Source organism: Aeribacillus sp. FSL K6-1121, assembly GCF_038003725.1.
Classification (GTDB): domain Bacteria; phylum Bacillota; class Bacilli; order Bacillales; family Aeribacillaceae; genus Aeribacillus; species Aeribacillus composti.
In genome coordinates this window covers 2608179-2632799 of record NZ_JBBOPS010000001.1, presented here as the reverse complement: position 1 = coordinate 2632799, position 24621 = coordinate 2608179, and the positions used below count along the sequence as shown (strand labels likewise).

General features: G+C 34.6%; 14 protein-coding genes and 3 pseudogenes. 13 read left to right on the top strand and 4 right to left on the bottom strand.

Annotated elements, in window-relative coordinates; all coding sequences use genetic code 11:
• Positions 1-146 precede the first annotated feature (146 nt).
• Both NSQ61_RS12755 and NSQ61_RS12750 read right to left on the bottom strand, forming a co-directional pair.
• Positions 147-740, bottom strand: a pseudogene (locus NSQ61_RS12755) (beta-galactosidase trimerization domain-containing protein); the annotation flags it as partial.
• Between the two features lie 153 nt (positions 741-893).
• Positions 894-1280: pseudogene (locus NSQ61_RS12750) on the bottom strand (IS1634 family transposase); the annotation flags it as partial.
• Between the two features lie 808 nt (positions 1281-2088).
• Here NSQ61_RS12750 and NSQ61_RS12745 point away from each other — a divergent pair.
• Entirely contained in the window at positions 2089-3375 is a 1287-nt protein-coding gene (locus tag NSQ61_RS12745) for a dicarboxylate/amino acid:cation symporter (RefSeq protein WP_063386324.1), read from the top strand.
• Positions 3376-3560: 185 nt separating this feature from the next.
• Positions 3561-4511 carry a mannose-6-phosphate isomerase, class I gene (gene manA, locus NSQ61_RS12740; RefSeq protein WP_340808116.1) on the top strand — a complete coding sequence of 317 codons (951 nt, stop codon included), beginning with the start codon at positions 3561-3563 and terminating at the stop codon, positions 4509-4511.
• 100 nt (positions 4512-4611) lie between these two features.
• On the opposite strand, the gene NSQ61_RS12735 is transcribed toward manA, so the two are convergent.
• Positions 4612-5472, bottom strand: coding sequence for an alpha/beta hydrolase (locus NSQ61_RS12735; protein WP_082829352.1), 861 nt, complete (start codon positions 5470-5472; stop codon positions 4612-4614).
• Between the two features lie 207 nt (positions 5473-5679).
• Here NSQ61_RS12735 and NSQ61_RS12730 point away from each other — a divergent pair, with 207 nt between their 5' ends.
• Positions 5680-6210: a competence protein ComK gene (locus NSQ61_RS12730; RefSeq protein ID WP_340807227.1), complete on the top strand. Its 531-nt coding sequence runs from the start codon at positions 5680-5682 to the stop codon at positions 6208-6210.
• Positions 6211-6310: 100 nt separating this feature from the next.
• Here the strand turns inward: NSQ61_RS12730 and tagU are convergent, their stop codons facing one another.
• A complete protein-coding gene (gene tagU / locus NSQ61_RS12725) occupies positions 6311-7261 on the bottom strand; it encodes a polyisoprenyl-teichoic acid--peptidoglycan teichoic acid transferase TagU (protein WP_144597217.1) in 951 nt (316 codons plus the stop codon).
• Positions 7262-7454: 193 nt separating this feature from the next.
• On the opposite strand from tagU, the gene NSQ61_RS12720 reads away from it, so the two are divergent.
• From NSQ61_RS12720 to NSQ61_RS12675, 10 genes and pseudogenes are all read left to right on the top strand, one after another.
• Complete coding sequence (locus NSQ61_RS12720; RefSeq protein WP_339194199.1) at positions 7455-8243, top strand: SGNH/GDSL hydrolase family protein; 789 nt, start codon at positions 7455-7457, stop codon at positions 8241-8243.
• A gap of 749 nt (positions 8244-8992) precedes the next feature.
• Positions 8993-10120, top strand: a complete 1128-nt coding sequence (gene wecB, locus NSQ61_RS12715) for a non-hydrolyzing UDP-N-acetylglucosamine 2-epimerase (protein ID WP_375338798.1) — start codon at positions 8993-8995, stop codon at positions 10118-10120.
• 329 nt (positions 10121-10449) lie between these two features.
• The gene (gene tagD, locus NSQ61_RS12710) at positions 10450-10845 is read left to right on the top strand and encodes a glycerol-3-phosphate cytidylyltransferase (RefSeq protein ID WP_066246898.1); all 396 of its coding nucleotides are present in this window, start codon (positions 10450-10452) and stop codon (positions 10843-10845) included.
• Positions 10838-12067 carry a CDP-glycerol glycerophosphotransferase family protein gene (locus tag NSQ61_RS12705; RefSeq protein ID WP_340807226.1) on the top strand — a complete coding sequence of 410 codons (1230 nt, stop codon included), beginning with the start codon at positions 10838-10840 and terminating at the stop codon, positions 12065-12067. The genes tagD and NSQ61_RS12705 overlap by 8 nt, the downstream gene beginning before the upstream one ends.
• Positions 12054-13223 (top strand): annotated as a pseudogene (locus NSQ61_RS12700) (CDP-glycerol glycerophosphotransferase family protein); the annotation flags it as partial. The gene NSQ61_RS12705 and the pseudogene NSQ61_RS12700, both read left to right, overlap by 14 nt.
• Before the next feature lie 202 nt (positions 13224-13425).
• Entirely contained in the window at positions 13426-14250 is an 825-nt protein-coding gene (locus NSQ61_RS12695; protein WP_340807225.1) for an ABC transporter permease, read from the top strand.
• A 14-nt stretch (positions 14251-14264) separates the two neighbouring features.
• Entirely contained in the window at positions 14265-15062 is a 798-nt protein-coding gene (gene tagH / locus NSQ61_RS12690) for a teichoic acids export ABC transporter ATP-binding subunit TagH (RefSeq protein ID WP_340807222.1), read from the top strand.
• 418 nt (positions 15063-15480) lie between these two features.
• Positions 15481-18738 carry an N-acetylglucosaminidase gene (locus NSQ61_RS12685; RefSeq protein ID WP_340807220.1) on the top strand — a complete coding sequence of 1086 codons (3258 nt, stop codon included), beginning with the start codon at positions 15481-15483 and terminating at the stop codon, positions 18736-18738.
• Between the two features lie 118 nt (positions 18739-18856).
• Positions 18857-21367: a GW dipeptide domain-containing protein gene (locus tag NSQ61_RS12680; RefSeq protein WP_340807218.1), complete on the top strand. Its 2511-nt coding sequence runs from the start codon at positions 18857-18859 to the stop codon at positions 21365-21367.
• A 192-nt stretch (positions 21368-21559) separates the two neighbouring features.
• Entirely contained in the window at positions 21560-24190 is a 2631-nt protein-coding gene (locus NSQ61_RS12675) for a CDP-glycerol glycerophosphotransferase family protein (RefSeq protein ID WP_340807216.1), read from the top strand.
• Positions 24191-24621 lie beyond the last annotated feature (431 nt).

Below are 24621 nucleotides of genomic sequence, written 5' to 3'. Positions count from 1 at the left end.
ACGATAGCTTGTGAAACCGCTTTCAATAAACTGAACTTTAAAACTTTCATTATTATATAAAAAAGACATTGATTGTTGCCAACAGATTATAAAACTCTCATAAGCAGGAGGTTTTTCTCCCGCTCATGAGATTGTGTGCAAAACAGCTAATTCGTTCTCGTTTTTTCTACAATTTTTACCTCATATTTTTCTAAGGTCACTTCACCTATTAATTCCTTGCCGGTTATCATATCCTTGACCGTTGAATGAAACGTAACGGATTGTGCTTCCTCCGTAAAATTCATTACAAAGATATAGTCATTTTCATTGTCATGCCTTACTTGGACAGATACACCTTTGCCATGCTGAACAGGACAGGCGGGTTTTAGCGACAATTCCTCCATTAAATTATTATAAAAATCAGTCTGAAATTGTCGTTCTAATCTCGCACCTATGAAATAAGCTTTACCAGCTTGATATTGATGGCTGGTTATTGCGGGTGTATTGGCATAAAAATCTTGCAAATAAATTCCTTCACTCTTTGCAGTATATAATTCCAGGACTGTGGCATAATCCCTCAACTCATACTTTTTATCATGGTATAAAACGTAATTCCGGTCCTTTGGATAGAGGCTGTCTGTTTCAATCGGTTTCATCCCAAAAATTTCTTGTAAATTTTTAGGCCATCCACCTAAATAAAATGTCTCATCACCATATTCTGTGATGTTCACACAATTCCGGCAATAAGTTAGCGAGATTGATACTCAATCTAGAGTAGCTCCTTCGTCAGCTTGCAGACCACTAAGTGGGTAGAATGGAAGAGGTCAAGCGCTTTCCTTGACGGCTTCCATTCTAGCCACTACAATGCGGAAAGCTGATGAAGGGCATGGTTAAGCAACCTGATTTTTATAAGTTTTACCTAACACCATGGCAAAAATGGCTTCGTCATACTGAGAAGCAGCCTCGGAATCATCCATGATTTTACGTAATAGCCGACCAAGCCCTAACTTTTCCCATACCTTTCGGAACAGATAAACCGGCCCAAACTCTTTTGTCCAAAGCACGGAGACAGAAGAGGAAGAGCCTTGCCCGTGAATTCGGTCAAAGTAACGCTCTGAAAATTTGGCTAATCCCTCGATTATGTTATCGACAGAGCCATTCTCTAATAAATGTTCTAACCTCCCTAGATTACAAAGCGTTTGTTGCCGAACTTTATTGTCTACACGAAATGTACGACATATTTGTAGATATTGACGAACAGAACCATTTTTATTTTTTTGCTTATTAATTCGAATATACATAGCACTAATAGTATAACATATATTACATATTATTGAATATACAAAAGTTATCCACATAACACTACATAATGATTATATTTTCGATAAAAAAAGTGGATAACTATTGGTATAATCACCTTTAGTTATCCACATGTAGTGAAATGGTGTCAAACTTGAGTTATGGAATTTGAGAGAAAAAAAAGAGGTGTTATATTCGCCGCTCTCATCCATTTTTACGCATGATACACCACAAGAAATAGTCCAACGAGCATTCGGTGGAAAGATGTAAGATAAAGTACATGGACATCACAGCGGCTGAACTTTCTTTACAGGAATGGCTGAAATAAAACCTTTCAGCTTATCGGCAGTAACTATTTGAAACGAATGAATGATTCTAAGAAACTCGATCTCATGGTTTATCGCCCGTTGTGTTTTGATTTTTTTTTGGGTTACAAATGGACAATCGGTTATGAAAATGGTCATCGTTGGAGTTACGACTGAAGCGTGAGAGTCGTTGGGCAGTAGTTAACCAGCTCTGTTAAGGAAGGAGAACAAGCCGTTTACGTTTCTTTGGAGTGACAAGCTCGTTAGACTTTAAGCGGGAGTAGTTGAAAAGCAAAAATGAATCTATTAAGAGTTTCTGCTTCTGTTTCCCAGAATGACTAGGGAGGTGCTGATCCTTTCTCATTTTTGGCCATTCAAATTAATTTTGAGACCAAAAAGAACAAAAAGATTAATAAAACCATAATATTAAAACTTTTTGAACATTCTATTAACATAAATGTACGGACGTTTGAAAACGTTATCAAAGGGGAAAGGAGAGAGATAGATGCGAATAAACTTTAAAAACCTGACTGTACAAGTTATTATCGGTATCATTTTAGGGATTACAGTTGGATTTTTATTCCCTGAGTTCGGGGCGAAATTAAAGATTTTGGCAGATATTTTTATTAAACTAGTGAAAATGGTGATTGCACCAATTGTATTTTTCACCGTTGTCATCGGCATCGGATCGATGGGTGATCTGAAAAAAGTAGGCAGGATCGGCGGGAAAGCTCTGATCTATTTTGAAATTGTTACGACGATTGCTCTTGCTATCGGGATCTTTGTTGTAAACATTATGAAGCCAGGTGAGGGCTTTAACACCGATAGTGTGCAAGGAAGCGATATTTCTCAATATACGAAACAAGCAGAGGAAACAAGTCACGGTGCTTTAGACTTTATCATGAGCATTGTGCCAGAAAATGCAGTGGGAGCGCTCGCAAACGGAGAACTCTTGCCGATTTTATTCTTCGCAGTCCTTTTCGGATTAGCAGCGGCAAGACTAGGGGAAAAAGCAAAACCTGTTATGAATTTGTTTGAACAATTGACAAATATCTTTTTTGGCATCGTAAATATGGTTATGAAAATTTCACCGATTGCAGCTTTTGGTGCAATGGCCTATACAATCGGAAATTTCGGTCTGGGATCGCTTGTGTCTTTAGGAAAATTAATGGCCTCTGTCTACATGACGATGTTCTTATTTATCGTGATCGTTTTGGGACTGATCACAAAATTTTACGGGTTCAGCATTTTAAAATTTATCGCATATATAAAGGAAGAAATATTGCTTGTGTTAGGAACTTCCTCCTCTGAATCCGCATTGCCAAAATTGATGGAAAAGCTTGAGAAGTACGGATGTTCTAAGTCTGTTGTTGGTCTTGTTGTTCCGACTGGGTATTCTTTTAACCTAGATGGAACGTCGATTTATTTGTCAATGGCGGCTATCTTTATTGCACAGGCATATGGGATAGATTTAACCATTTGGCAAGAACTGACTCTACTTGGAATTTTAATGCTGACTTCAAAGGGCGCTGCTGGTGTGACTGGATCCGGATTTATTACATTAGCCGCTACTTTGGCTGCATTTCCAATGGTTCCGGTTGAAGGAATTGCACTTCTCATCGGTGTTGACCGATTTATGTCAGAAGCCCGTGCGATTACGAATTTAATTGGAAACGGTGTCGCAACAGTTGTTGTGTCAAAAATGGAAGGAGAGTTTCATCCGGAAAAAGCTTCTCAAGAAGAGCAGGTTTCCAGTCAGGCGACTGGCACTGTATATGCTAACGAACAGTGATCCGAAAATTTGATAACAAATCAAAAAGAAAAGGATGTTGAAAGAATTCGGCATCCTTTTCTGTTTTGATATTGAAGGTTTCTCTTCAGCGAACTCTGTATAAAAAATGAAAAAAGGTGAAAAAATTTCAAGAACTGCTTAATATAAATAATGGGGAAATTATTGCAGAAAGGGAGTGGAACAAGGTGGTGCAGTCTCCAATTTTTTTAAAGCCTGTTTTTAAAAATCGAATTTGGGGTGGAACAAACCTTCGCACTCATTTTCATTACAAAATTCCAACGGAGACAACAGGAGAATGCTGGGCGATTTCTGCCCATCCGCATGGTCAAAGCATTGTAGCAGAAGGAAAGTTTAAAGGAAAAACATTGGGTGAATTATGGGACAACCATCGAGAATTGTTCGGCGGAATAAAAGGGGATCGATTTCCTCTCTTAACGAAAATTCTTGATGCAAACAACGATTTGTCCGTACAAGTGCATCCAGATGATGAATATGCAAAAAAGCACGAAAATGGCGAATTAGGAAAAACGGAGTGCTGGTATATCATTGACTGCTCAGAAAATGCGGAAATCATTTACGGTCATCATGCCAAAACGAAAGAAGAGCTCGTATCCATGATTCAAAGCGGAAAATGGGATCAATTGCTGAGAAGAGTAAAAATAAAACCGGGCGACTTCTTTTATGTTCCGAGCGGCACCATCCACGCCATCTGCAAAGGAACGCTCATCCTTGAAACGCAGCAAAGTTCTGATACGACTTACAGAGTGTATGATTACGACCGTGTAGATGCAAACGGAAATAAAAGAGAATTGCATTTGAAACAAGCGATAGAGGTGGCGACTGTTCCTCATAAAGATTACACGATTGAACGTTCTGTGGAAGTAAAGGAAGGAGCAACGATTACCACATTTATCAAAAACGAATTTTTTTCAGTTTACAAATGGGAGATTGACGGCGAAGGGAAGTTTGTTCAAAATCATCCGTTCCTTCTTGCAAGCGTGATTGAGGGAGACGGGGAGCTTACTCATGATGGCCGTTCATACACACTAAAAAAAGGGGCTCATTTTATTTTGCCGAACCAAACGGGCGATTTCGCAATAAAAGGAAAATGTGTTCTCATTGTATCTCATGTATAAAACATTTATCCCGACTCTTCTTTCTCCTTTTAAAGGAGGGAGAAGAATCGGGGTTTTTATTGAAAAAAGGTCATTCGGTTGAAGAAATACTTTCCCCAACTCAATTGTACCCCCATAGAAATTCGCCGATATACTTGTCCACTTTCGGATGCTCATGAAGACCGCTGTGTGTGGCAAGTTTATCTTTAACAATGATTTCATGATAATTTTCTAACGGAACAATATTTCTAGCGCTGAGAGCGCTCTGGATGGAGACAACTCCATCACTGTCTTTATACTCGGGATTGATCCCTGCGATATTGAGAACTTTCGTTTTTTTAGAAAATTGATCCCGGTTGTTCAATATTTCTAGTAAAGCATGAGAATCTGGCTTTAAATCAATGATTGCTTTACCTGTATTCAGCTTATGGTAAGATTCCTGTTCTATTCCTTGAAACGGGCTGCCTATGACCACCATTTTGCGGACAATCGGGTAATCCTTCAAGTTGTTCGTGTCCTCGATATATTTTGTCGAAACGAGTCCTCCCATCGAATGAGCCACAATGTATAGCTCGTCTACCGAATAGTTTTCTTTTAATAAGCGCATTGCCTTTTTCAGAGAATTTGCCGTTTCCTCAATACTTGTGCGGTTTTCCTCAAAAACAATTTGTATAAAAGGATTTTTTAAGTTTTGTGGGATTGTTCCGGAAATATGGACAATGCCCATGCGATCAACTCGAATGACCATTGATTTTGTTCCCCAGCGGTAATCATATTCAAAACGATGCAGCATATGTTGGAACGAGCGCATTGTTCCTTTATAGCCATGGACAAAGATGGTCGGAATTTGAGGTTCAATGCTTGCAAAAGAGTCGTTTGAATCGACATGCTTCGAGCGCCACGTAATAAAAAAAACGCTTAAAAGAAAAAACGTAAATAAAAAAATAGATGCCATTCGCCCCATCGTCGATTTTTTTCTCACGATAAGTTCACCTCGTAATGATAATATTATACTAATTTTTTGGTTTTATCATGGAATTTTTTTCTTTTTTTTTTTTTTTTTTACAAAAAAGTTTAGAAATTTACCAAATTTTCTTGAAATTCGTGTATAATATACATCGAAAGAACTAGTAAAAAAGTCTAATGTCATGCAAGGATTGTCAAATAGTGAAGAAAAAGGGGTGAAAGAGTGGAGCAGGTCAAAAATTATATTGTAACTTGTGACACGTTAGCATTGCTTCCTTTTTTTAATACGTATGGGGAATGTTGGACAATTGTTATTGAAAAGTATGAAAAGTATCTTGTGAAAAAGAAGCCGAAGGATCTTTTGGCGGAGAGCTGCAACTATTATGGTGTGTCTCTTAACGGTATCATTGAGGCAGCTAAGAAAATCCTGCCGCGCCAGCGCATGCTTCCTGTATGCATTCCTGCCCTTGATCTTTGTTTTTTCCCTACTAAATCAATGGAGCATTTAGACTGCCAATGGATTGCGCATTCGGCTATTCGACATGTCGTTTCAAAAGGAAAGCATTCAACAATCGTTTTAATCAATCATGAGAAAGTCGTTGTGGAGAAGCATATGAGTATCATTTACAACAAAATGAAAAGTGCGTCTCATATCAATGATACATATAAGAGAAGGATCAATGAGGGGAAGGAATACCATTCCTTTATTTTATATGAGAAGCCATCTTGTTATGATTGTAAACGAAAATCATAATGCTGCTGAATGATTCTAGGCTTGCGGGGATTTTTTATTATAGGGAATGGCGGCAGTTCTTATAAAAATGCGATCGAATGGTGAACTGCCGCACTATTTTTTATTTTTCAGCGGTTTCCTTCTTTAATTCCAAATGTTTTTTCAGCTCGTTGGAAAGGGAAAGACGTTCATCTTCAGGCACAATATAGTAGTAAATGCCGTTAATTTTTTTTCCGCTCCCTTTTATTTGATGCTGAATGACATTTTTTCGGGCATCTTTGTAATTTTCTTGAATTGCCCACATTTCATCAAATGTAAGATTTGTTTTTACATTGTTTTCAATGACTTTAAACATTTCTCCAAATTTTGTAATGGATGTAATGCTTGCTCCCTTTTCAATAACCGCCTCAATAATTTGCCGCTGTCTTTCCTGGCGGCCGAAATCGCCCCTTGGATCATCATATCGCATTCTTGAATACGCAAGAGCTTTTTTGCCATCCAAGTGAATGGTTCCTTTTTCAAAATGGTAGCCCTCGTAAGTGAAATCTAAATCATTTTCAACCGTCACACCGCCGACTGCATCGACAATATCGCGAAAGCTTTCCATATTCACTTTGACAAAATAATCAACCGGCACATCTAAGAAATTTTCAACCGTTTTAATAGCCATTTCTGTTCCGCCGAAAGCGTAGGCGTGGTTAATTTTGTCTTGAATGCCTTTTCCGACAATTTCTGTTCTTGTATCGCGGGGAATGCTGACCATTTCCATTGACTGTTCTTTTGGATTGACTGTCATCAAAATGAGCGAATCAGACCGTCCTCGGTCTCCTTTTCTTTCATCAACACCCATCAGCAATATGGAAATAGGATCGCGATTTTTAAAGTTGACTTGCTGATCGCGTTTGTCTGATTTATCCCGCCCGATGTTTTCTTGAATGTTGGCAATGGTCGATTGTGCTTTGTTCCAAATGTAAAAGGCATAGGATCCCGTGGCAATAATGAAAACTCCAATGACTGATAACAAAATCCAGAGCCATTTCTTTCTCTTTTTTCTCTGTCTATCTGATCTCATAATTCCATCCCTCATTACTAAATTTATCTAATCTGATTATAAGTTTCCAATTCTATTAAGACAATATATTTGTGAGGAAAATATTTTCGTATACACTTGTCAGCACCGCTTGAAAAAATGAATTGACAGCATGGAACGGCAGGGCATTTTCCGCTATAATAAAGTGAGAAATTTGTCGTTTGGAGGATTATCTGTGAAAAAAAGGATTATTGTTAGTAATGTTGTCGTTTTATGTATAGCGTCAATTATTGTCGGCCATTTTTATTGGAAACAGAAAATTTCAAAACCGACAGCTGCTTCTGTGGAATCATCTGCAGAAAATATAAAGGAAGACAATAGTAAACAAAATGATACACGAGAGGACTACGCCAAAAATTTACCGGAGGATGTTCAGAAAAAAATCAAAACAGCATTAAAAGAAGAGAAACAATTGAACTTTGTAATTTGGGGATCTGAATCAGTTCCTTCCGATCAAAATGGGTGGCCGGAAAAGCTGAAAAAGGAGCTTCTTTCTGCATATGGAGATGAGCTCTTTAACATCTCGATTGTTTCCGATGCCGAGGAGACAACGCATAGTGTATTGAATAAAAAATTATATAAAAAAATTGCAGACAAAAAGCCTGACATCCTCCTTTTCGAGCCGTTTATTTTGAATGATAACGGCGTTGTCGGCATTGACAATACTCTAAGCAACATTACGGACATCTTGCGGAAAATTCAAGAAGCAAATCCTGACGTATCGATTATGCTGCAGCCTGCACACCCGCTCTTTGGTGCAAAATTTTATCCTAAGGAAGTAGATGCGCTCAAACAATATGCCGAAGAAAACCATTTTACATATTTAAACCATTGGGAAAATTGGCCGGATAAGGAAGACGAGCAATTGAAGCAATACGTTACAGAAGACCGATCCAAACCGAGCGAAAAAGGAAATCAGGTATGGGGAGAGTATTTAATTAAATATTTTGTCGCTGCGGATTAATGATAAATTTTTTCGGAAGGAAGTATATAATATAACATTTTCCGGGAAATAGTGATTTTGTCGATTTTTTTGTTGAGAATGGTAGCTTAGACAAAGATCAACGTCAAGGCAAAACGCTGTCATTTTTTAGTTGTTGTTTCCATAGTGTTGCTAGCTGTCGGTTCATAATATATGAAACAATAGTGAGGATTGTGCTAAATAAAAAAAGCTTCATCCCTGTCTACTGTCGATTTAGGCACATTTTTTTTGCGGCAACTAAGACATAGTCAAAAGAAATACTGCGAATTGCGATTGTTGACAAGCATTCCATAGGAAGCTGGCTGCCTTTGAATTCTTATCGGCATATGCAGAGAAAAACGAGAGGTTGGAGAACGTTTTTAAATTTGTATAGAAAAGTATAGGATTTGCTCCAAATTGTGCGACAGATCCTAAGCTTCGCCAATGAGTCGAAAGGGTCAACTTTATGAATCAAATTTATGAATCAAAACATTTATCGGCAGCGAGATGTTCGCTATTCTGCTAGAGCATCACCGACTAACTTGGTTACCCTGAGGCAATTGTATCCTTTATTCTAAGCCGAGATGAACTAAAGGAGGACTTTTTGGAATATTCGATTAGAAAACGGAAATATTAGGTAAAAAATAAGGGGAATCTCAAGAAATTTACAAATCAGTTTTATTAAAAATGTTAAGATATATTATGTTCGAAAAAAATTTGTGAAGGTGATGTTCTTGAAAAAAATTAAAGTAATGACGATTTTTGGAACTAGACCTGAAGCAATAAAAATGTCTCCGTTAGTGCTGGAACTCAAAAAACATACAGACAAAATCGAGTCATTTGTAACCGTTACGGCACAACATCGCCAAATGCTTGATCAAGTATTGGATGTTTTCGGTATCGTTCCGGATTATGATTTGAATATTATGAGGAATCGGCAAACGTTAGTTGATATTACGACAAGAGGATTAGAAGGCTTAGATGGCATAATGAAAAAAGTAAAGCCTGACATTGTTCTTGTTCATGGAGATACCACGACAACATTTATTGCTAGTTTAGCTGCGTTTTATAACCAGATTGCCGTTGGTCATGTGGAGGCGGGGCTTCGCACTAATAATAAATTTTCTCCATTTCCAGAGGAAATGAACCGCCAATTAACAGGAATTTTGGCGGATTTGCATTTTGCTCCCACTAAGAAAGCATTTGAAAATTTAATAAAAGAGAATAAGCCGGAAGATTCGATTTTTATAACAGGCAATACGGCAATAGATGCTTTAAAAACAACAGTAACAGATGATTATCACCACGAAATTTTTGATGAAATTGGAAATGACCGAATGATACTGCTTACTGCACACCGACGCGAAAACTTAGGGCATCCGATGAGAAGTATGTTCCGGGCCATTAAAAGATTAGTAAAAGAATTTGCTGATATCCAGGTTGTTTACCCTGTTCACCTTAATCCGGCTGTTCGCGAGGTAGCAGTTGAAATTCTCGGAAATGACAGCAGGATTCATTTAATTGAACCACTGGGAGTTTTGGACTTTCACAATTTTGCCGCCCGTTCCCATATTATCCTGACAGACTCCGGCGGCGTGCAGGAAGAGGCTCCGTCTTTAGGCGTACCTGTTTTAGTTCTCCGCGATACAACTGAACGACCTGAAGGAATTGAAGCAGGAACCTTGAAGCTTGCCGGTACTGATGAAGAACAAATATATCAATTAGCTAAACAACTGCTTACAGACGAAAAGGTATACCAGAAAATGTCGCAAGCATCCAATCCTTACGGAGACGGCAAGGCATCAGAACGAATTGTAAAGGGGATTCTGTATTATTTTGGTTTTGAAGATATAAAGCCGAATTCATTTGAGATTATTTAACAACAAATTTTTCAAAAAGGGTAAATTCCTGCAGGAAGACTTTTTTCAATGGATAGCATCTCGTCTATGTTAAAATATTAGTTTGAAATTAAATTTGTTAAGGCTTATAATGGATGATGTGCAAAAAAATGAAAGGCCTTTTATTTTGATTTGACAGTTCATTTGTAATGTAAAAATTAAATTTGATAAATGTTGTATTAAAAAGTTATAATAATGTAAATTAAATGTAAATCCTTTGTGGATTTTTTTGTTTATTATGATAATATAACAGAATTATATAAATATGAATGGTTCTTTGGATACTTTCCTTAAAATTAGGAGGGATAAGGGTGAAGAAAGTTATTACTTATGGAACATTTGATTTGCTGCATTGGGGTCATATCAATCTATTAAAAAGAGCGAAAGAACTTGGGGATTATTTAATTGTCGGTCTTTCAACAGATGAGTTTAATGAGCAAAAAATGAAAAAATCTTATCATTCATATGAAAATAGAAAATTAATCCTTGAGTCAATTCGATATGTCGATGAAGTTATTCCTGAAGAATCTTGGGATCAAAAAGTTCGTGACATCCAAGAACATGATGTGGATATTTTTGTAATGGGCGATGACTGGGAAGGACATTTTGATTTTTTGAAAGATTACTGCCAAGTAATATATTTACCAAGAACAATTGGCATTTCGACAACAAAAATTAAAAAGGACTTAATGATAAAAAATGGTTAGGGAATTAGCTATATGGCTTTACTTGATTATTTTTAAAACATTTTTTCAAATTTTTAGCCTTTTCCCGCTGAAAGATAAAGCGGTATTTGTTGTTTCGTTTGGCGATAATTCTTTATATGTTTATAGGGCTTTACGGAAACAAAATGTGAATATAGAAGTAATCTTTTTAGCAAAACAAAAAACTGATTTTTTAAAAGAAGTCGATGAACCTGTTTTATCTTTTGAAACGGCGAATGTCATAGACATGATTCAATCGATTTACCATCTCGCTACTTCAAAATATATATTTATTGACAACTACTACGGTTTCCTATCGGCTGTTTCGTTTAAAAAAGAAGTTCAATGCATCCAACTATGGCATGCTGTAGGAGCCTTAAAACAGTTCGGTTTAAAAGATTTATCTATTAAAAAGCGATCAAAAAGGGCTCAAAAAAGATTTTTAAAAGTGTATGAAAAATTTCATAAAGTTGTTGTCGGTTCGAATGAGATGGCCAAAATATTTATGGAGTCGTTTAATCTCACCTCTGATCGGATTTTAAAAACAGGGGTTCCGCGTACCGACCTTTTTTTTGACTTAAAAAGCAAAAAAAAGATTCGAGACCATTGGTTTTCTCGTTTTCCGATAATGAAAAATAAAAAAGTAATCTTATATGCTCCGACATATCGAGATAACTTAATAGAAAATTTTCGGATTCAGTTAGATTTCAAAAAAATGTACGATGCTTTATGCGATGAATATATTATCATCATAAAATTGCATCCTGCAGTTCGCGAGCAGGCAAAAAATTTAGAATCAACCTATAACGGTTTTGTCTATGATTTGTCTGAATATGACAATATCAATGAATTGCTAATTATTACGGATATATTAATTACTGATTATTCTTCGGTGCCTTTTGAATTTTCATTACTGCAGAGGCCTATGCTGTTCTTTGTTTATGATTTTGATCAATATAGCCATACAAGGGGGATTATAGAAAATTATCAAAAAGAAGTTCCGGGGCCGATAGTCTATAACACGGATGAAATTATTCATCATATTAAGAAAGGTGACTATAATATTGAAAGCATTGTTGAATTTTCGAAAAAATGGAATCAATATTCGGACGGAAAATCTAGTGAAAGGTTAGTTAGGGAACTGTTTCAATCGGATTATTTTATGTATAAGGGTGTAAGTTATGAATCAAAAATTCATGGGATTGGTAAAGAAATTCAAGGTTAAGTCATTGGTGGTAAAGCTGTACAAATTGATCTTTATGATCCTTTCCCAACTTCCCGTAAAAAAAAATCTCATTGTTTTTGAAAGCTACTTAGGAAAACAATATAGCTGCAATCCCAGGGCGATCTATGAGTATTTGCAGAAGCATCATCCGGAATTCAAAATGGTTTGGAGTGTACAGAAAGGGTATACAGATGTTTTTGTAGAAAAAAAAGTGCCTTATCTTAAACGTTTTTCTCTAAAATGGTTGATTGCCATGGCAAGGGCGGAATATTGGGTTATTAACACCAGGCTTCCGCTTTGGATTCCGAAGCCCAAGCATACGATATACTTACAAACTTGGCATGGCACACCGTTGAAAAAGCTGGCAAATGATATGGAGGAAGTCCATATGCCAGGAACGAATACTGAAAAATATAAGCGAAATTTCACCAATGCAGCAAAAAGATGGGATTACTTAATTTCACCTAATCAATATTCAACCGAAATATTTGCACGGGCTTTTAAATTTGAAAAAACAATTTTAGAAACAGGATATCCAAGGAATGATTTTTTGTATACACATAACACAAAGCAAATAATTGATCAATTAAAGAAAAAACTGGATATTCCAGTAAAGAAAAAAGTGATTCTTTATGCCCCTACATGGCGGGACGATCAGTTTTATCAAGTAGGAAAATATAAATTTGATTTAGCCCTTGATTTAGGAAAACTAAAAGAACGATTAAAAGATGATTATGTCATTCTGTTAAGAATGCATTATTTAATTGTAGAAAACCTTGATTTAAGTAATTTTGAAGGTTTTGCTTATAATGTATCAGATTATGAAGATATTCGCGATTTGTATTTAATTTCGGATCTTCTCATCACAGATTATTCCTCCGTATTCTTTGATTATGCTAATTTAAAACGGCCGATCATCTTTTTTGTATATGATATCGACAGTTATCGGGATAAACTTCGCGGGTTCTATTTTGATATTGAAAAAGAAGCACCTGGACCGTTGACATATACAACAGATGAGGTACTGCAGCAAATTTATTATTTTGAACGCAATAATTTTCAAGTTCCGAATTCTTTTGAAATGTTCTATAATAAATTTTGTTATTTGGAAGACGGTGAAGCTTCCAAAAGGGTTGTGGAAAGTGTGTTTTTTTAATGATTTAAAACCTTGTGAAAGGATAACTACTATAAAATAAAACGGCCGATCATTTTTTGATAATGAATAGAAAGTAGTAAAATTAAAACAGTATCAAGGTGAGGGTTATTTTAGCCTTGATTGTTTTTCATCTTTATATTGAGTATAATTCTAACAGTAGTCAAAAAGTTGAATACTTATAGCTATTGAAAGGAATTTCTTCATGAAATCTGCTATAACCGTTATAAAAGAGCAAATAAATCATTTTTATTTAATTAGAAGACTTTCGTTATATGAATTAAAAAGCAAAAACAAAAATAATTACTTAGGAATGGCATGGGAAGTCATTAATCCATTAATTCAAATATTAATTTATTGGTTTGTATTTGGTAGCATCCAAAAAAGAGCTGATATTCAAGTAATACCTGGGATGGATGTTCCTTTTATTGCATGGTTAATGGGTGGATTTATTCTTTGGACCTTCTTTTATCAATCGACAATACAAGGTTCAAAATCGATTTACACTCGATTAGCCATGTTATCTAAAATGAACTTTCCGATGAGTGCAATCCCTAGTTTTGTTATATTTTCTCAATTCTATGTCCATTTATTCATGTTAATAATAGTTTTAATATTGCTCCAATTCATGGGATACTTTATAAATGTTTATTATTTACAGCTCATTTATTTTATGTTTGCTACTATTTGTTTATTATTTGCTGTATCTTTAATTATGTCTACATTATCAACTATCATTCGGGACGTTCATATGTTCTTAAATGCGACATTACGAATGTTTCTCTATTTGTCGCCAGTTTTATGGCCAATTTCAGCTGTTTTAGATAATGCTACAATCATAACAATTTTGAAATTAAATCCTTTATACTATTTAATTGAAGGATATCGTTCTGCTTTCTTTGGAACTGAGTGGTATTTCATAACGAATTGGCCATATACCCTTTATTTTTGGGGACTGGTCATTGTATTGTTCTTATTTGGTTCAATGCTACACATGAAATTTAGAAGACATTTTATCGATTACTTATAAAGGCTTGTGGTATGATGGAGAAGGCAATAATAGTTAAAAACGTAACAAAAAAATATAAATTATATAACGGAATGAAAGAAAGAATTTTAGACCTAATTACACCTAAATCCTATGGTGAGGACTTTTATGCTTTGAGAAATGTAAGTTTTGAAGTTGAAAAAGGGGATGTTGTTGGGTTTCTAGGAATAAATGGTTCGGGAAAATCGACTTTATCAAATATCATTGCAGGCATTGTTCCTGAAACATCCGGTATTGTTCAAGTCAATGGCGATGCTGCTTTGATTGCTGTGTCAGCTGGTTTAAAAGGTGAGTTAACAGGAAGAGATAATATTGAACTAAAGTGTTTAATGCTTGGATTTAGCAAAGAAGAGATCAAGCGAATGGAACCGGATATAATCGAATTTTCTGAGCTAGGAAAATTTATTGATCAACCGGTAAAATCTTATTCAAGTGGAATGAAGTCACGTTTGGGTTTTGCTATCTCTGTCAATATAAATCCGGACATATTAATTATAGATGAAGCGTTATCTGTCGGAGACAAGGCGTTTGCTGAAAAAAGTTTTGAAAAAATGAAAGAATTTAAAAAACAAGGGAAAACGATGATTTTTGTCAGCCATTCGATCGGACAAATGAAACAGTTCTGTGATAAGATTTTATGGCTTGAATTCGGAATGGTAAAAGACTTTGGCGAGGTGAACGAGGTTATCCCTAAATACGAAGATTTCATAAAGAAATGGAAGAAAATGTCTAACAAAGAAAGAGAACATTACAAAAATGAAGCATATAAAAAACAACAAAAATGTGCAAATTAATTTAAAAACGGGGAGTGATGATTTATAAACACTTCCCGTTTTTTTATCAGTTCAAAATATTACATTACAGTTTAACTCCTTTATTCTCTAGCATTCACACTAATTTCGTTTCTGAAAACTTATTGCAATTGTATATTTAAGAGAATAAAGTGAACAATTGAATACATTCCGATTTTAGTAAATTTATAGAGAGTTGCAACGTCATATATATGCCTTGTCAATATGTTTTGTTTTATTTTAGAAGAAGGCATAATTCTCAACGACACACACATTTTTCTGTAAAAGAAATAACATGTATGGTTATGTTTTACTTTAATTATTAAATTTAGTAAAAATTCAATTTAAATCATAAGATATTATGTTATAATAATAAAGGCCTTTAGCGCAATGTTGCTATTTTGATGGAAGGGAGGAAACAATGAGAAAGTTATCAATTTCATGTATTGTTTTATTGATTTTGTCTAGCTTTTCTTCGGCAGTTTTCGCGGATCAAAGCTTAGCAAATCAAAATAATGCTCCCATTAATAATGAAAGTGAGCAAGATGTAAATTCCATTGAACAGGAAGCGATTAATGAAGGGGAACAGGATTTAAAACCTCCAGATCAGGATATAAATTCTGAAAACGAATCAGCTTCAAAGAATGAAAGTATTCTAGATGAAAGTCAACAAAACATAAGATCAGAACAAACAAATAATATTGACGAAAATATTGTTGAAAAATCTAATAACATTGATAGTCATGCTGTGAAAAATGAGGAAAATAAAGAGCAGCAAGAAAAAGATGAGATAGTGAAAGAGACAGTAGAAAACAAATCATCTATTAAAATGGGTTCCTTTTCTATTAGTCAAACTGCAGATTCAAATGTTGTAAATGAAACTGCAACTAGCAAACTAGGACACATAAAAACAAGATCAGTAAAAATTTATAAGAATTTAAATGATTTTACTCAATCATTTGAAGCAGGGGAAGAGTATACAAATCGGGTTTACTACATAAAAAAACAAGCCTCTGTTAATGGAGAACAATTTTATTTGCTAAGTTTAAATGCTAGTAGTACCATTGGTGTTGTTGGTTGGGCAAAAGCAAGTGATATATCATCCCATGATCATAAGACAATAGACAGCAGAAGCAAATTGCTTTATATCAAAGGAACAGGCAGTGCTTATAGCAAGGCTTGGGGTGGAAAGAAAGATTTAGTTTATGAGGATCTTTCACAATTTAAAAATCAGAAGTTTCAAGTAGACCTAACTGAAACAGTTGGCAACAATGTATGGTATAGAGGATGGCTAAATGGGAAAAAGGTATTTATACATTCAAGCTATGTGAGTTTGGAATCGGTAAAAGAGAGTGCAACAAGCAAGCTAGGGCATATACGGACACGAGAAGTAAAAATTTACAAAACATTAGGAGACCCATCGACAGCTTTTACATCCGGTGCGGAATATACCAACCGAGTATACTATATTAAAAAACAAGCAACGATGAATGGTGAACTGTATTATTTACTTAGCCTCCAACCAAGTAGTACATCAGGTTTAGTGGGCTGGGTGAATGAAAAGGATATGTCAGTTCATCCTCATACATCAGTTGATAAAAAATCAAAAGTATTTTTCATCAAAGGAACAGGCAGTGCTTATAGCAAGGCCTGGGGAGGAAAGAAAGATTTAGTTTATGAGAATCTTTCACAATTTAAAAATCAGAAGTTTCAAGTAGACCTAACTGAAACAGTTGGCAACAATGTATGGTATAGAGGATGGCTAAATGGGAAAAAGGTATTTATACATTCAAGCTATGTGAGTTTGGAATCGGTAAAAGAGAGTGCAACAAGCAAGCTAGGGCATATACGGACACGAGAAGTAAAAATTTACAAAACATTAGGAGACCCATCGACAGCTTTTACATCCGGTGCGGAATATACCAACCGAGTATACTATATTAAAAAACAAGCAACGATGAATGGTGAACTGTATTATTTACTTAGCCTCCAACCAAGTAGTACATCAGGTTTAGTGGGCTGGGTGAATGAAAAGGATATGTCAGTTCATCCTCATACATCAGTTGATAAAAAATCAAAAGTATTTTTCATCAAAGGAACAGGCAGTGCTTATAGCAAGGCCTGGGGTGGAAAGAAAGATTTAGTTTATGAAAATCTTTCCCAATATAAAAATCAGATCTTCCGCGTTCACTTGACGGAAAATGTAGGAAAAAATGTTTGGTACCGCGGGACATTAAACGGAAAAACAGTATTTATCCATTCAAGCTATGTGACAAATGCTCAAGAAACTGCCACCAGCAAGCTAGGACATATTCGGACACGAGAAGTAAAAATTTACAAAACATTAGGAGACCCATCGACAGCTTTTACATCCGGTGCGGAGTATACCAATCAAGTGTATTATATTAAAAAACAAGCGACGGTGAATGGCCAACTCTATTATTTGCTCAGCCTTCAACCAAGCAGTACATCAGGGTTAGTTGGATGGGTTAAAGAAGAGGATATGTCAGTGCGTACGCACAATACAGTTGATAAAAAATCAAAAGTATTTTTTGTGAAAGGGACTGGAAGCGCCTATAATAAAGCCTGGGGCGGAAAGAAAAATTTAGTCTATGAAGATTTATCTCAGTATGAAACAAATCTTTTTAGAGTTCATTTGACTGAAAAGGTAGGCAATAACACTTGGTATAGAGGAACGCTAGATGGAAAAACCGTTTGGATCCATAGTTCTTTTTTATATACAACGTTGTATAAAAATTACAATATTACCCTCGATGAGATGGTTAATATTCAAATGAAGGCCAATCCAGTAACAGATAAGTACGGTATAACTTATAAACTGTGGATTAGAGAAGATGCCTTTGAAAAAATTTATACGAAAAACGGTCAAAAATATGGACTTGTTAAAGCAGATGCAAATTGGAAAATTAGAAGAGGTCCAAGTACGAGTTATCCTGAATACGAGCAAGTAAGAAATGTAGAGCTTCCTATTTATGGTAGCGCTAAAAGTGAGGATAATGACGGAAAGATTTGGTACCATGTGAAAAACACTAGATGGGGACTTGCCAGCAAAGCTGATGTAAAATATTATTTGGATCCGAACAATTTCACAAACGATCTTCGGGGATTGTTGCAGTTTTTGAAACTGTCTGCTAGTGCTAATCTGAATGCGGCAGAGATTAATAATAAAATTTTATATAATAAAGGGATTTTAAAAGGCAAAGCAAGTTCTTTTATAGAAGCTGGCCAAAAATACGGAATAAATGAAATTTATTTAATCTCCCACGCACTGCTGGAGACAGGAAATGGGACATCTGCTCTTGCAAATGGTATAAAATACAACGGAAAAACTGTGTATAATATGTATGGAATAGGTGCTTATGATAATTGCGCAGTAGAATGCGGTGTTAAAAGAGCATATGATGAAGGATGGTTTACACCTGAACAAGCTATTATTGGCGGTGCGAAGTTTATTGCTGAGAAGTATGTTTACGATGGGCGGGACACTTTATATAAAATGCGATGGGATCCTGATTTTGCTGATGTAAACAAAAGATACGGAAAGCAATATGCTACAGATATCGGTTGGGCATATAAACAAACAGCTAGTATGTATAATATGTACAAATTACTAGATTCGTATACTTTGGTTCTTGAAATACCGGAGTATAAAAAATAAGTGATAAAAAAAGCTATTCAAAAGTATTTCCTTTTGAATAGCTTTTTTTAGTTCTTTATTTTTGGGAAAATTGGCCGATAAGATAATATAGAGTAAAAGTTGGGAAGTAGGAGGTAATATGAAGAATTTTGTTATAGCATTCTTTTCAATTTTTGTTGTAATTATTTTTAGTTTTATAACTCCATCTTATGCAGAGGCTAAAAGCTATCCAGACGTCAATAGTTACATTAATTCTAAAAAATTACCTGTAGCTAGAACAGAATATAATCATATCATGATATTTCCTAAAATGAATTATCGTTATGGCTTTGGTCGAGTAGAAGGCGTAGTGGCTCATGAAACGGCAAATGATAATTCGTCAATAACAAATGAAATTAATTATATGGTAAGACACTATAATAATGCATTTGTCCATGCTTTTGTTGACCATTCCAGAATTATTGAAATTCATCCAACTGACTTAAAGGCTTGGGGTGCAGGAAAATATGCCAATCCTCGCTTTGTTCACGTAGAATTAGTAAGAGTTAAGACCTTTGATCAGTTTGCTAGATCTATTAATAACTATGCTAGCTACATTGCAAATATCTTATATAGATATAATTTAGGTGTTTCAAGTGCTGAAACCGCTGGCCAGGGAACATTATGGTCACACAGAGCAGTCAGCATCCATTTAGGCGGTACGGATCATGTTGATCCCCATGGATATTTTCAACAGTGGGGATATAATTGGAATCAATTTGTAACACTTGTTAAACAAAAGTATAATGAGCTAACTGCAAAGAAAAAGCAATATACTAGCAAACTAGGACATATTCGATCACGAAACGTGCGTATCTACCCTAATCCACTTAATCCAGCAAATTATATGGTTGCCGGAGAAAAATATACAAATCAAGTTTACTATATTAAACAAGAAAGCAGCTTAAATGGAATAAAATATTACTTATTGAGTTTAAAACCAAGTAATCGAGAAGGATTAGTGGGTTGGGTCAAGGCACAAGATCTAACTGTTCAAGAACATGTGGGCATTAAAAATAATAAACAGAAGTTTGTAGTTACAGGTGCAGGCAAAGCTTATAATAAAGCTTGGGGAGGCCAAAAAAATATCATATATAATACGTTATCTGCATTTGAAGGGAAACAATTTGTCGTCAATTTAACAGAAAAAGTGGGAAACACGATTTGGTTCAGAGGAAGTTTAAATGGTAAACAAATATGGATCCAATCAAATTATTTATCTAAACAATATGCAACAAGCCTGCTCGGACATATCCGCAATAGTAATGTGCAAATTCACAAAAAAATAGGGGATAGTACATCAAGCTTTAAAGCTGGATCACAATATACAAACCAAGTGTATTATATTAAAAAGCAAGCAATTGTCACTGGTCAAAAATACTATTTGATAAGTTTAAACCCAAGCAGTACATCAGGAGTAGTTGGCTGGGTAAGGGCAGAAAACATGGTGGTTAACAGTCATAAAACAGTTGATAAACAGGGAAAAACCTATTATCTCAAAGGAACCGGCAGCGCTTATCGGAAAGCTTGGGGAGGAAAGAAAGATTTAGTCTATGAAAATCTTTCCCAATTTACAGATCAGGTTTTCCGTGTCCATTTGACGGAAAATGTAGGGAAAAACGTTTGGTACCGCGGAACATTAAACGGCAAAACGGTATTTATTCATTCAAGTTATGTGACAAAAGCCCAAGAAACAGCCACCAGCAAGCTAGGGCATATTCGGACACGACAAGTGAAAATTTATAAAACATTAGGTGATCCATCGACAGCCATTGCATCAGGTGCAGAATATACTAATCAAGTGTACTATATTAAAAAACAGGCGTCTGTGAATGGCCAAGTGTACTATTTGCTTAGTCTAAAACCGAGCAGCACCAATGGTGTAGTCGGATGGGTAAAAGCAGAAAATGTTTCCATAAATACCCACAAAACGGTGGACAAACAAGCAAAATTGTTTACAATCATAGGGAATGATAGTGCTTATAATAAAGCTTGGGGTGGAAAGAAAAATATTGTTTATACAGACTTATCAGATTATAAGGGAAAAGAATTCAAAGTTGACCTTACAGAAAAAGTTGGTAACAACACTTGGTACAGAGGTCTTTTAGATAATAAAAAAGTATGGATTCACTCAGTCAACCTAGCTGATACAAGAACTACAAGCAAGTTGGGGCATATTCGGACACGACAAGTGAAAATTTACAAAACATTAGGTGATCCATCGACAGCCATTACATCAGGCGTAGAGTATACCAACCGAGTATACTATATTAAAAAACAAGCGACCTTTAATGGAGATTTGTATTATTTAATTAGTTTAGAGCCAAGCAGTATAAATGGTGTAGTCGGATGGGTACAAGCAAAAAATATGTCTGTAAATACCCACAAAGCAGTAGACAAACAAGCAAAATTGTTTACGATCAAAGGAACCGGTAGTGCCTATAGCAAGGCTTGGGGTGGAAAAAAAGATGTAGTTTATGAAAATCTTTCCCCATATAAAGGGAAGGCTTTCGAAGTACATTTGACTGAAACTGTTGGGAAAAACACATGGTATCGCGGAAGGTTAGATGGAAAAATAGTTTGGGTACATGAATCTTTCATAGAAAGGTAAATGGCTCAACCTACAGAATTTATGTTGATTCTGTAGGTTTTCCCTTTTTTATTCTCAATTAACCCGTTATAAATATATCTTTTAATGAATAGACATGAACCATTTACTTTTAAATAGTTAACAATTATAATAATTTAGGTAAGTCTATCTGAAACTTTCTTTGCTAACATCTAGGCAGAAAGGTAGTAAAATATGATTACTGAAAAATTAAAAAAGAAAATTAAAAATTTTAATAGAAACAAATATTTATATTATTACCAAAAATATTATAAAAAGCTAAAAATTCAACAAAACTGCGTTCTAATTGAGTCTACTCATGGGGCAAATATTTCTGGTCATATGTTTTACATTTTGCAAGAACTGGAAAAAAATTATAATCATTTAAATTTATTTGTTGCGGCAAAAAATATTGAGTCAATACAAAAATTTTTAAACGATCAAAATATAAAACGTGCAAAGGTTGTTAAGCACCTTTCTAAGGAATATTGCAGGTTGCTTGCAAGTGCCAAATATCTGTTCAATGATACTACTTTTTATCCTTTTTTCAATAAGAAAGAAGGACAAATTTATATTAATATATGGCATGGCACCCCATTAAAAAAACTTGGGAAGGATTTAGAAAATGTTACTGAAGTTGGCAATGTGCAAAAAAACTTTTATATGACAGATAAAATTATAGTGAATAATGAATATACAAGAAATATTATTGAACATGCTTTTAATATTTCTGGTGTGTATCAGGGGAAAATGGTTGTTGGTCCCTCTCCTAGAAACTCTGTAATGTTTGATGAAAAAATACGCCAAAAAATTCGTTCTGAACTAGGAGTAACGAACGAAAAAATATATTTCTATATGCCCACTTGGAGAGGAAGTGTCGGGCGTGTTAATCATGACCACAGCAAAATCCTCTCTGATTTAGAAGAAATTTCCGGAAAACTCCAAAAAAATGAAATATTTTTTGTGAAATTACATCCTTTTCAAGCGAATATTGATCTTTCTGAATTTGAAAACATATATTCAATGCCTGAAAAATATGAAGTCTACCAATTTTTAACTGCGGTTGATGTTTTGATTACTGATTATTCATCAGTAATGTATGATTTTCTTGTTACAGGGCGAAAAATTGTGCTTTACACATATGATAAAGAAGATTATTTTAGTACACGTGGTGTATATGAAGATATTGACGATTATCCATTTGTTCAAGCAAAAACAGTTGACGAATTATTAATTGCTTTAAGAGATAATAAAACTTTTTCATACAAAGAAATGCAAGAAAAATTTTGCCCATTTGACAATATTGAAGGCACTAAAATTTTATGTGATTATTTGTTTAATGATACAACTTACGATTGTATTACAGAAACGGATATCTATAACGGCAAAAAAACAACAGCTATTTTTTGTGGTGGTTTATGGGATAATGGAATAACGTCTGCCTTGTTAAACACGTTAAATAATATTGATACTTCTCAAAGAAACTACATCTTATTTTTTGAACGTAAACGACTAAAAAAAGAACATTTTTATAAAGTGCGGGATCTACCAGAGGGAGTTTTGTACTATCCAATCCCAGGCGGACTAAATGGTACTTTTATTGAGCGTATATTTTATAAATTTTATTTTAAATATGAGTGGTTTAAAGGGCCAGTTGTACAACATTTTGTCAAAAACATGTTTTTGCCTGAGCAGAGGCGTTTTTTTGGTGATTTAAAAATAGATGATTACATTCATTATACTGGCTTTGATCGGAAATTTGCGGAATTACTTTCGCACTTAGATGAAAATATCAACAAAATTATTTTTGTCCACACCGATATGTTTAAGGAGTATGAAGCAAAGAAAAGTTATAGTAAAAAAATTATTTTCGGAGCGTACAAGAAAGCGGATAAGATCGCTATTGTAAATGGATCGTTAAAGGATGATTTGGAAAATAATTTGCCCTTTACAAAAGGAAAGATTTTCACAGTAAATAACTTTTTTGGTGAAAAACGCGTGCGTGAACTTGCAAAAGAAAATATTTTTGCAACGATCCTTCCAACTTCTGTTACGTATGCTTATGTTCCGACAGAAAAAATGAATTTCCAACATTTGAATAAAAATATTAATCTTTTTTTACAGAGCCATGAAAGATTTCAAGAATATAATAATCTAAACATACGGGATGATTTGGATCAACTAATGAAAGAAAACCATGTTAAAATTGCAAAAAGAATCGAGGAAAAAATAAATTTAGCAAATGAAATCATAATAGAAAAAACTATTGGCAAAAGTAAATCTCGATTGCTAAATGAATTATTTGACGAAAATATTAAATTCTTCATTAACATTGGGCGTTTTGCGTATGAAAAAGGGCATGAACGGCTAATTGAAGCTTTTGAAAAAGTTAATAAAGAAAATCCAAATACAAGATTAATTATTATTGCTCCTCATGGTCCATTAAAGAATAAAACTGTTCGGCAAGTAAGAAACAGTTCAGCAAAATCGTCTATTTATATTCTTGGAAGAATGAGCAATCCGTACGCCTTACTAAAATTATGTGATGCCTTTGTATTATCTTCTTATTATGAAGCATTAGGTCTGGTAGTATTTGAATCTCTCGCCGTTGGAACGGCTGTCATTACAGTAGATTTAGAAGGAACAGTAAAATATTTACAAAATAATGAGGCTATTATTGTAGAAAATAGTACGGAAGGGCTTTATCAAGGAATGCGTAAGTTTTTATTGAACCCTTATAATTTCAATTCGTTCAATTTTGAAAAATATACAAAACAATCTATAGAACAATTTAATTCTTTATTAAATCATTCCCTTATTAGGTAGTAATTCTCCTAATAAGGGGATTTTTTATTATATAATTTCTATTTTTTGGGGTCGATGATAGTAAGCGCCAAATCTAAACATCTTTTAACCTACATTATAATGAATGGAAGATAAAGTTGGAAGAAACATAAAAAGCAGCGTGACAGAGTGGTGCACCGCAAATGAAGTGAAAAATCACCTTTTTTTAACTGGATTTAGAAGGTAGTCTCATCGTTTGAGGAAATGAAAAGGTTCTTATAAAACTTGCGAAAAAAACTATTGGATTTAATCAAGTCATTTAAGAAAATCACAAATAACTCTTAAAATACAACAATTGAGCATTTATTTATAAAAAGGATTACCATTTCTTTTGAAAGGCAATAATGAATCATAATTAATTTGCGTTTACATTAAGTTCATGTAAAAAATGTTAAAACCCCATATTTTGAGCG

What these genes read in the sequence shown, in the direction of transcription:
- NSQ61_RS12675 (WP_340807216.1), top strand. Translation starts at nt 21,560, where the DNA reads ATGATTACTGAAAAATTAAAAAAGAAAATTAAAAATTTTAATAGAAAC.
- NSQ61_RS12685 (WP_340807220.1), top strand. Translation starts at nt 15,481, where the DNA reads ATGAGAAAGTTATCAATTTCATGTATTGTTTTATTGATTTTGTCTAGC.
- tagH (WP_340807222.1), top strand. Translation starts at nt 14,265, where the DNA reads ATGGAGAAGGCAATAATAGTTAAAAACGTAACAAAAAAATATAAATTA.
- NSQ61_RS12745 (WP_063386324.1), top strand. Translation starts at nt 2,089, where the DNA reads ATGCGAATAAACTTTAAAAACCTGACTGTACAAGTTATTATCGGTATC.
- wecB (WP_375338798.1), top strand. Translation starts at nt 8,993, where the DNA reads ATGACGATTTTTGGAACTAGACCTGAAGCAATAAAAATGTCTCCGTTA.
- NSQ61_RS12680 (WP_340807218.1), top strand. Translation starts at nt 18,857, where the DNA reads ATGAAGAATTTTGTTATAGCATTCTTTTCAATTTTTGTTGTAATTATT.
- tagU (WP_144597217.1), bottom strand. Translation starts at nt 7,261, where the DNA reads ATGAGATCAGATAGACAGAGAAAAAAGAGAAAGAAATGGCTCTGGATT.
- NSQ61_RS12695 (WP_340807225.1), top strand. Translation starts at nt 13,426, where the DNA reads ATGAAATCTGCTATAACCGTTATAAAAGAGCAAATAAATCATTTTTAT.
- NSQ61_RS12705 (WP_340807226.1), top strand. Translation starts at nt 10,838, where the DNA reads ATGGTTAGGGAATTAGCTATATGGCTTTACTTGATTATTTTTAAAACA.